The following is an 8,850-nucleotide window of genomic DNA, read 5'->3' as shown; positions in this document are numbered from 1 at the left end:
AGGCTGCATGCTCAACTATGTTTGGCTGGCGTTGATCGTCATCGCTGTGATCACCGGCGCCGTCACCGGCAATATCGCGCAGGTGACGAAACAGGCGTTCGACTCCGCGGAAACCGCGGTGAAAATCGCGCTGGGTTTGATCAGCATCATGACGCTGTGGCTCGGCATCATGAAGATTGCCGAGCAGGCGGGTTTTATCAGATTATTGGCGCGCGCGTTAGCGCCAATCATGCGCCGCCTCTTTCCCGAAGTGCCGCCGGAGCACCCGGCCATGGGTTCAATGCTGCTGAACATCGCAGCAAACTGGCTGGGCTTGAGCAACGCCGCCACGCCGTTTGGTTTGAAGGCAATGGAGGAACTGCAGCAACTCAATCCCAAAAAAGACACAGCCACCAATGCCATGGCGATGTTCCTCGGCATCAATACCGCCAGCATCACATTGATTCCGAGCACGATCATCGGCATTCGCGTTTCGCTGAACTCCAACAACCCTTTCGAAATTATCGGCACGACGATTTTTGCCAGCGTTTGCGCCACCACCACGGCGATTATCATGGCGAAATTGCTGGCCCGTTTGCCGATTTTCAAAAAAGATGATCCCCGTCTGACTTCTCAACCGCAAGCGGAGGGCCAACATGGGTGATTTTTTTCGTGCGGCACTCGAACTCGTCTCGACCTGGGCCATCCCGACGCTGCTGTTCGTGATTCCGGTGGTCGGCTTTTTCAAGAAAGTAAAAGTCTATGAATGCTTCGTCGAAGGCGCGAAAGAAGGCTTCAATGTGGCGATTCGCATTATTCCGTTTTTGGTGGCGATTTTATTCGCGATCGGCATGTTCCGCGCTTCCGGCGCGATGGATTTGTTCGTGCAGATCATTTCACCCCTCACAAATCTGATCGGCATGCCGGCAGAAGCGTTGCCGCTTGCACTCATGCGCCCGCTGTCGGGCAGCGGCTCGCTTGGCCTGGCAACTGAAATCATGAAAACGCACGGCCCGGATTCGTTTCTTGGCCGGCTGGTTTCAACGATGTACGGCAGCACGGAAACGACGTTTTATGTTCTCGCAGTTTATTTCGGCGCGGTTGGCGTTAAAAAAATCCGGCATGCGCTGGCCGTGGGCCTGATCGCCGATGTCGCCGGCCTGATCGCAGCGGTTTTTATTTGCCGATGGATCTTTGGATAAAATCGCTGGCCGCTTGCGGAATTGCCCGAGGTTGCTTATCTTCCGCCGTCATTTAAAAAACGATGATCATTTTAGCAGCGAGGCAATACGTGCAATTTTCTCACACACCTGCAAAACTTTGCTATCATTTATGCATATTATGCATATTTTTTATGCTCGGCATGCTGGCCGCTTGCAGTTCCAGCAAAAGGATTGAACGGGTGGAACGTCCGGCCCCCGCGCGTACCGCGCCCCCGCAAGAAACCGTGACGCCCAAACCTGCCGAGGTGGTGTATGACGAATCATTCGATCCGGCCACCTTGCGCGAGCCGGCGTTCGACATTCCGCACAAAATGCCGAAAGATCAGGTGCAATCACAGGCGTTCGTGCAAGTGCAAACAGATACAACGGCGCGCGACACGTCATGGGTCACGACGCCGGGCTATCAATTGCAACTTCTACAAACCGAAGATGGCCAGCAAGCGCGTGAGGCCATGAAAATTGCCCTGTTCGATCTCGATACCGATGTGCAAGTGGTCTACGATCCGCCGTACTACAAGGTGCGCGCCGGGCGTTTTGTGAATCGCTACGACGCCGAACGCCTGCAAAAACTCGCGGACGAAAAAGGCTACACCTATGCGTGGGTGGTGCGTACGGCAGTGCGGGTGCGCGCGTATGAGCTGAACAATCAAAACCCAAAGTAACAAACATTCACCTTTTTCAAAAAAATCGTTGTTGCAAATCGTTCGGTTTGGCACGCCTGAAATAACTGGCGAAATTACAATGGCTTTGTAATGGGGCTGTGCCAAAATTCCGTTTGGAAACCGAGCGATTTTTTATTAAATTAGCGCGTTATTTTTTGGAGATTAGCATGTCCGGTCACAATAAATGGGCCAAAGTTAAACACGTTAAGGCCAAACAAGATGCCATTCGCGGGCGCGTTTTTACACGCTTGATCAAAGAAATTACGCTGGCGGCGCGCAACGGCGGCGGCGATGAAAGTTCCAATGCGCGTCTGCGCAAAGCCATTCAAGATGCGAAGGCCGCCAACATGCCGGCGAGCAATATTGATAAAGCGATCAAGCGCGGCACCGGCGAATTGGAAGGCGTGAGCTACGAAGAAGCCACCTACGAAGGCTATGCCCCCGGCGGCGCGGCGTTGATCGTTGATGTCGTCACCGACAACAAGAACCGCACGGTTGCCGATATTCGGCATCTGTTCGCGAAGCACGGCGGCAACATGGCGGAGTCCGGCGCGGTGGCGTGGATGTTTGAGAAAAAAGGCATCTTCACGGTCACCACCGCCGGCCGCAGCGAAGACGAGTTGCTCGAGGCAACGCTGGAGGCGGGCGCGGAAGATTTGAAATACGATCCGGAATCATCCGACATACTTTCTTCTCCCTCGGATTTTGACGCGGTCAAAGCGGCGCTCGAGCAAAAAGGGATTAGCATCGAAAAGGCGGAAGTCGGGATGTATCCCAAAAACACCGTCAAGGTTGAAGGCAACGATGCGGTGAGACTGTTGAAGCTCATGGATGTGCTGGATGAGCACGATGATGTGCAGCATGTCTATTCGAATTTCGACATCTCCGAAGAAGTCATGAGCCAGGTTGAATAGGCGCCGTGACTCCGGTCAACGGATGGTTTTTGATCCCTCGGTTAAAAGTTGCGATGCAGGGATGCTTAATTTTAGGCGCAGATCCCGGATTGATTACGACCGGTCTTGGCTTGATCGAAGCCAGGGGCGGTCATTGTTTTTATAGAGGCGCCGAAATCATTTCGCCGCCGCGCACGGCAACGCTGGCGCACCGGCTCGATCATTTGTTCTCAAAAACACGCGCGTTTCTGCAAACCCATCATCCCGCATTTATGGTGGTGGAAAAATTAATCCATGTGCAAAATGCCCAGGTCGCATTGAAACTCGGGCATGCCCGCGGCGTGCTGCTGCTCGCGGCGGCGCGCTGTAACGTGCCGGTGATCGATTACACGCCGCGTGAAGTCAAGTTGGCGGTTTCTGGAAACGGCGCCGCTTCGAAAGAACAAATTCAACGCATGGTGCAAGCGGTGTTGAGCATGACAACGCTGCCGGCGCCGCATGATGTTGCCGACGGCCTGGCGCTCGCGATTTGCCATGCGCATCGCACGATGAAGGCACAGACATGATTGCGCAATTGCATGGGCGTTTGCTCCATAAATCTCCCACCCGCGTCATGCTGGAGGTCAACGGCGTCGGTTACGAAATGTCGATTCCACTTTCCACCTATGAAAAACTCGGCAAACCTGACGAGAGCGCGACGCTCCTGACCTACTTGCATGTGCGTGAAGACGCTTTGCAGCTCTTCGGCTTCGCTACCCCTGACGAAAAGCAACTCTTCCTGCACCTCATCTCCGTAAACGGCGTCGGCCCGAAAGTCGCGCAAAGCATTTTAAGCGGCTGTACGGTGGACATGTTCTGCCGCCATATCCAACACAACGAAATCGCGGCGTTGACTGCGATTCCCGGCATTGGCAAAAAAACCGCGGAACGCCTGGTGATCGAATTGCGGGACCGGCTTGCCGGCTTTGCTCCGGCAGAAGCCCCGGCCGCAGCGCCGGGAACTTCCGCTGCCCAGGCAAACGAAGCCTTGCTGGCGTTGATCTCATTGGGTTATCAGCGACCCGCGGCTGAGAAAGCCCTCAAGCGCGTGCAGGATGAAAAAGGCGATTTGCCGGTGGAAGAATTGATCAAAGCGTCATTGCGCTATATTTGATGGACGATTGCAATCATGGCCGATAGTTTAACCCCTCTCAACGACCGCCGCAGCGGCGAGCTGAGCCGCGCCACCACTCCTGATGTGCTGGAGGGCGAGCGTGATTTCGATCAGCGCTTGCGCCCGGCGCTGCTGGAGGATTTTATCGGCCAGGAAAAAATGAAGAACAACCTGCGCATTTTCATGCAGGCGGCGCGTGGCCGCCAGGAAGCGCTCGATCACGTTTTGCTTTATGGCCCACCCGGCCTGGGCAAAACCACGCTGGCGAACATTATTGCGCTTGAAATGGGCACGCAAATCAAAACCACCTCCGGGCCGGTGCTGGAAAAAGCCGGCGATCTCGCCGGTCTGCTCACGAATCTGGGCCAGGGTGATGTTTTGTTTATCGACGAGATCCATCGCCTGAATCGCGTGGTGGAAGAATATCTCTATCCGGCGATGGAGGATTATAAACTCGACATCATCATCGACAAAGGCGCGAATGCGCGCTCGATTCAGTTGCGTTTGCCGCATTTCACGCTGGTCGGCGCAACCACGCGCGCCGGCTTGCTCACCAGTCCGATGCGCGCCCGCTTCGGCGTCGTCATCCGCCTCGATTATTACAGCGCCGACCAGCTTCGCATCATCGTCGAGCGTTCCGCGCGCATCTTGCAGGTTGAGATCGAGCCGGCAGCCGCGGTTGAAATTGCACGGCGTTCGCGCGGCACACCGCGCATCGCGAATCGTTTGTTGCGCCGCGTGCGTGACTTCGCTCAAATCGACGGCAACGGTATCGTCAGTTTGGAGCTGGCCAAAACCTCTTTGGCCCAGCTTGATGTCGATGAACTCGGCCTCGATGACATGGACAAGCGCCTGTTGCGCGTGTTGATCGAAAAATTCAGCGGCGGACCGGTGGGCGTCAACACCCTGGCCGTGGCCATCGGCGAAGAGGCCGGCACGCTCGAAGAAATTTATGAGCCTTATCTGATTCAAGAAGGATTTCTCAAGCGCACGCCGCGCGGCCGCGTGGTCACCACACGCGCCTACCAGCATCTCGGTTTGACGCGCCCGCCGTATGCCGGCGCCGCGCAGCAGGGCTTTTGGTGAAATCGTTCGTAAAATATCCGCCGCCCAACCACAGCCGTCCGGGCGGCGCTTCGCATAAATCAAACCCTAAATGAAAGACGTTCGACAATGAAACTCTCAGATTTTAAGATCAACATCCCGGAAAAACTCGTGGCGCAATATCCCGAGAAGAAACGCGATAAATCCAAACTCATGGTTATCGACCGGGAGAAAAAGTCGATCGAGGAAAAAGTTTTCTCGGATATAGCGGACTATTTTGGCCCGGATGATTGTTTAGTGATCAATGAGACGAAAGTGTTTCCGGCGCGTTTGATCGGCACCAAGGACAAAACCGAAGCCAAGGTTGAAATCTTTTTGTTGCGGCAATTGGAAAACGGCTTGTGGGAAGTGCTGGTGCGGCCGGCGCGCAAAGTGCGCGTGGGCAATCGCCTCTCGGTTGGCCGCGATTTGGCATGCGATGTCATCGACAACACCGTTTCCGGCGGCAGAGTCGTACGCTTTAACTTTAACGGTGATTTCTTTGAAATCGTCGAAAAGCTCGGGCAGTCCCCGCTTCCGCCTTATGTCAAACGCAGCCCGGAGCCGCTCGACAAAGAACGCTATCAAACGGTTTATGCCAACGTCCGCGGTGCAGTCGCCGCGCCCACTGCCGGCCTGCACTTTACCAAAGATCTTTTGAAGAAGATCGCCAACAAAGGCACGCGCATCGTTCCGGTGGTGCTGCACCTCGGCCTGGGCAGCTTCCGGCCGGTGATCGTCGAAGATTTGAGCCGCCACAAAATGGATTCGGAATATTTTCACATCAGCTTTGAAACGGCGCAAGCGATCAACGACACCATGAAAAAGGGCGGCAAAGTCTATGCGGTGGGCACCAGCGTCGTGCGCGCTCTGGAAACCGAAGTTACCAGCGAAGGCTGGGTGAAGCCCGGCAAAGGCTGGACGGATAAATTCATTTTTCCGCCTTATGAATTCAAAATCGTCGACCGTCTCATCACCAACTTTCACATGCCGTGCTCGACGATGTTGATGCTGGTGTGCGCCTTCGCGAATCGCGACATCGTGTTCAAGGCTTATCGCAAAGCCGTCAAAGAAAAATGGCGCTTCTTCAGCTACGGCGACGCCATGTTGATTCTTTAGAGAAGCGTTTTAGTAACTTACTCATCTCCTCGAAACCGCGAATAGACGCGAAAATACGCCAAAGCCTTCATTCGTGTGTATTAGCGTTCATTTGCGGTTTGAGATATGGTAAAGTTATTCGAACGACATTCGTTGATGCCAAGTCGTTCTTAACGAAATTCCATGCCGAAAGAAAAGCAAAAACTGCAAACTTCTGCGATCATTGTCGCCGCCGGCCAGGGAACACGCTTCGGAGGAGAGTTGCCGAAGCAATTTCTCATGCTGTGCCAGCGTCCGATTCTCGCGCATACCCTGCAACGCTTCGAGCAGGCAGAGGCGATCACCGAGGTGGTTTTAGTGGCCTCGCAGGCATGGGTTTCTTACATCGAACGCGAAATTATCGCGCGCTTTCAGATCAAGAAATGCCGGAAGATCGTGATGGGTGGCGAGCATCGCCAGGACTCCGTGTGGGCGGGATTTCAAGCGCTGCAGCCGGCTTCTTCCAGCATCGTCGTCGTACACGATGCCGTGCGCCCGCTCTTCACGCATGCGCTGCTGGAACGTGTAATCGCTGCCTGTGAAACCGCGGACGGTTGCATTCCCGGGCTTCCGCTCAGAGACACCGTCAAGAAAATCTCGGAACACAACATCAAAAAGACCATGGATCGCGCACGCTTGCGCTTGGCGCAAACGCCGCAGGCCTTTCGCGCCAAAGCGCTCAAACGCGCCTTCAAACGGGCGCAAGACGAACATTTTTACGCCACCGACGAAGCGGCGCTCATCGAGCGTGTCGGCGGGCAGGTGGTATGGGTGGAGGGTGAGGAAAGAAATTTGAAAATCACCACGCCCAGTGATTTGCAGATCGCCGAACTCTTCAGCCAGGAGTTGGGCACGTGCGTGTAGGTTTTGGTTATGATGTTCATCCGCTGGTGAGCGGGCGCTCCATGATTCTCGGCGGGGTTCACATTCCGCATGAGCAGGGCTTTGCCGGGCACTCGGATGCTGATGTTTTGAGTCACGCCATTGGCGATGCCCTGCTGGGCGCGGCCAATCTCGGCGATCTCGGCACGCATTTTCCGGACAGTGATCAGCGCTTTGCCGGAGTCTCCAGTCTCATCCTTCTGCAAGAAATCACGCGGCTGCTGGCTGCTCAAAACTTTGCTATTGTCAATATCGATTCCACTCTCGTGCTCGAAGCGCCCAAAATCATGCGCTATGCCCCGCAGATGCGCGACAATCTTGCTGCTGCCCTCCACATTCAACCCAATCAGATTTCCATCAAAGCGACAACTTCCGAAAAGCTGAGTTTCATTGGCCGCCAAGAAGGCGCCGCTGCGTTTGCGGTGGCGTTGATTGAGGCGATTGTTTGAGGCGAGATAGCGCTCAAAAACCTCCCGCACCGCTATAGGGTCATAAAACTCCTTCACCAACTCCTCGGCGGTGAAGAGCTTGAAGCCTTCTTTCTCGACATAGCACAAGTAGCGCATGCCTTCGGGGCTGGCGGCGAAGCGGCCGGTGGCACCCACGGTAACTCACAAGGCACGGCAAAGTCGTGACTGAACATGTTATGCAATGGTAGCAACCCCAATCCAAAAAAGCAATCGCGAATCCGGGCTTGCTATTTCCAAAATGAGGCGATAGATTGCCGACAAGTTATTTTCATTTGAATCCTTGATCAAATTCGGGAGCTGACATGCGCCTTACTCGATTCCTGCTTTTGCTTGCTCTATTGCTCACGGCCTGTGAACGCCAAATCGAATTCGAAGTGCCAGACACCAGCGGCATGGCCTGGTTCAGAGGCAACACGCATACGCACACCACCATGAGTGACGGCGACTCGCCGCCGGAGGTGGTGGCGCAATGGTATAAAGATCACGGCTATCGTTTTCTGGTGCTGTCGGATCATAATGTGTTTACCGATCCCGCCACGCTGGCGAGTTTGGTTGATTCGAGTTTTTTGTTGATTCCCGGCGAAGAAGTCTCCAGTAAATTCGAGGCAAAACCGGTGCATGTGAATGCCTTGAACATTCCCGGCGTGATCGCGCCGCAGTTCGACTCCACGCTGGTGGGCACGATTCAGAAAAACATCGATGCCATTCGCGCGGCGGCGGCCGTGCCGCACATCAATCATCCCAATTTCCGTTGGGCGTTCGATCACCGCGAACTGCTGCAAATTTCAAACGACAAGCTGCTGGAGATTTTCAACGGCCATCCGCTGGTGCACAATTTTGGCGGGGGCGGCTGGCCGGGCATGGAAGAGGTGTGGGATCATTTGTTGAGCGGGGGCAAGCGTATCTACGGCATTGCGGTGGATGATGCGCATCATTTTCAAGGCGAGTTTGCGCCGGAGCGCTCGAATCCCGGACGCGGCTGGGTGGTGGTGAAGGCGCGCACGCTATCACCGCTCGAAATCGTGCAGAATCTCGAGGCCGGATTGTTCTATGCCAGCACGGGGGTGGAACTGGAGGATATTCAAATCGAACCGAAAAAAATTGCGCTGCATATTCGGCAGGAAGGGGATTTCAAATATCGCACGGAGTTTATTGGGAACCAGGGACGGGTCTTATATCGCACGGAGAACAATCCCGCGGTGTTTGAATTGCTCAGCGACGAGCCTTACGTGCGCGCGAAAGTAACAGATTCCGCGGGATATGCGGCGTGGGTGCAGCCGGTGTTTACGCGGCGTAGGTGAAGTGAGTGGGCGAAGTCCGACTTGCGCAATACCAGCTCAATGAATACTTAAGAAGCCTTGAGCGCAA

Annotated in this window: 11 protein-coding genes; all 11 read left to right on the top strand. The window is 54.9% G+C overall.

All coding sequences use genetic code 11. The annotated features are described in order from the left end of the window. Nucleotides 1-7: 7 nt before the first annotated feature. The 11 genes from FBQ85_21590 to FBQ85_21540 all read left to right on the top strand — a co-directional run bounded on the left by FBQ85_21590 (nucleotide 8) and on the right by FBQ85_21540 (nucleotide 8,783). On the top strand, nucleotides 8-643 hold the full coding sequence (locus FBQ85_21590) for a nucleoside recognition protein (GenBank protein MDL1877732.1): 636 nt from the start codon (nucleotides 8-10) through the stop codon (nucleotides 641-643). After that, nucleotides 636-1,181, top strand: a complete 546-nt coding sequence (locus tag FBQ85_21585; protein ID MDL1877731.1) for a spore maturation protein — start codon at nucleotides 636-638, stop codon at nucleotides 1,179-1,181. Before FBQ85_21590 ends, FBQ85_21585 begins: the two co-directional genes overlap by 8 nt. Before the next feature lie 200 nt (nucleotides 1,182-1,381). After that, nucleotides 1,382-1,864, top strand: coding sequence for a hypothetical protein (locus FBQ85_21580; GenBank protein ID MDL1877730.1), 483 nt, complete (start codon nucleotides 1,382-1,384; stop codon nucleotides 1,862-1,864). A 167-nt stretch (nucleotides 1,865-2,031) separates the two neighbouring features. Further along, nucleotides 2,032-2,778 carry a YebC/PmpR family DNA-binding transcriptional regulator gene (locus FBQ85_21575; GenBank protein ID MDL1877729.1) on the top strand — a complete coding sequence of 249 codons (747 nt, stop codon included), beginning with the start codon at nucleotides 2,032-2,034 and terminating at the stop codon, nucleotides 2,776-2,778. A 29-nt stretch (nucleotides 2,779-2,807) separates the two neighbouring features. After that, complete coding sequence (gene ruvC, locus FBQ85_21570; protein ID MDL1877728.1) at nucleotides 2,808-3,323, top strand: crossover junction endodeoxyribonuclease RuvC; 516 nt, start codon at nucleotides 2,808-2,810, stop codon at nucleotides 3,321-3,323. Beyond that, nucleotides 3,320-3,910 carry a Holliday junction branch migration protein RuvA gene (ruvA, locus tag FBQ85_21565; GenBank protein ID MDL1877727.1) on the top strand — a complete coding sequence of 197 codons (591 nt, stop codon included), beginning with the start codon at nucleotides 3,320-3,322 and terminating at the stop codon, nucleotides 3,908-3,910. Before ruvC ends, ruvA begins: the two co-directional genes overlap by 4 nt. A gap of 15 nt (nucleotides 3,911-3,925) precedes the next feature. Further along, complete coding sequence (gene ruvB, locus FBQ85_21560; GenBank protein MDL1877726.1) at nucleotides 3,926-4,996, top strand: Holliday junction branch migration DNA helicase RuvB; 1,071 nt, start codon at nucleotides 3,926-3,928, stop codon at nucleotides 4,994-4,996. A gap of 87 nt (nucleotides 4,997-5,083) precedes the next feature. After that, nucleotides 5,084-6,112, top strand: a complete 1,029-nt coding sequence (gene queA / locus FBQ85_21555) for a tRNA preQ1(34) S-adenosylmethionine ribosyltransferase-isomerase QueA (protein MDL1877725.1) — start codon at nucleotides 5,084-5,086, stop codon at nucleotides 6,110-6,112. Between the two features lie 162 nt (nucleotides 6,113-6,274). Next, a complete protein-coding gene (gene ispD, locus FBQ85_21550) occupies nucleotides 6,275-6,994 on the top strand; it encodes a 2-C-methyl-D-erythritol 4-phosphate cytidylyltransferase (GenBank protein MDL1877724.1) in 720 nt (239 codons plus the stop codon). Then, entirely contained in the window at nucleotides 6,985-7,461 is a 477-nt protein-coding gene (locus tag FBQ85_21545) for a 2-C-methyl-D-erythritol 2,4-cyclodiphosphate synthase (protein ID MDL1877723.1), read from the top strand. The genes ispD and FBQ85_21545 overlap by 10 nt, the downstream gene beginning before the upstream one ends. Before the next feature lie 323 nt (nucleotides 7,462-7,784). Continuing rightward, nucleotides 7,785-8,783, top strand: coding sequence for a hypothetical protein (locus FBQ85_21540; protein ID MDL1877722.1), 999 nt, complete (start codon nucleotides 7,785-7,787; stop codon nucleotides 8,781-8,783). Nucleotides 8,784-8,850 lie beyond the last annotated feature (67 nt).

It is taken from the genome of Cytophagia bacterium CHB2 (assembly GCA_030263535.1).
In the GTDB taxonomy this organism is placed as follows: Bacteria; Zhuqueibacterota; Zhuqueibacteria; order Zhuqueibacterales; family Zhuqueibacteraceae; genus Coneutiohabitans.
The sequence above is the reverse complement of the archived record's forward strand: the minus strand, read 5'-3'. Positions and strand labels throughout refer to the sequence as shown.

Excerpts from the sequence above, each read along its gene's own strand:
- FBQ85_21590 (MDL1877732.1), top strand. The coding sequence starts at position 8 with ATGCTCAACTATGTTTGGCTGGCGTTGATCGTCATCGCTGTGATCACC.
- FBQ85_21585 (MDL1877731.1), top strand. The coding sequence starts at position 636 with ATGGGTGATTTTTTTCGTGCGGCACTCGAACTCGTCTCGACCTGGGCC.
- FBQ85_21575 (MDL1877729.1), top strand. The coding sequence starts at position 2,032 with ATGTCCGGTCACAATAAATGGGCCAAAGTTAAACACGTTAAGGCCAAA.
- ruvA (MDL1877727.1), top strand. The coding sequence starts at position 3,320 with ATGATTGCGCAATTGCATGGGCGTTTGCTCCATAAATCTCCCACCCGC.
- ruvB (MDL1877726.1), top strand. The coding sequence starts at position 3,926 with ATGGCCGATAGTTTAACCCCTCTCAACGACCGCCGCAGCGGCGAGCTG.
- queA (MDL1877725.1), top strand. The coding sequence starts at position 5,084 with ATGAAACTCTCAGATTTTAAGATCAACATCCCGGAAAAACTCGTGGCG.
- ispD (MDL1877724.1), top strand. The coding sequence starts at position 6,275 with ATGCCGAAAGAAAAGCAAAAACTGCAAACTTCTGCGATCATTGTCGCC.
- FBQ85_21540 (MDL1877722.1), top strand. The coding sequence starts at position 7,785 with ATGCGCCTTACTCGATTCCTGCTTTTGCTTGCTCTATTGCTCACGGCC.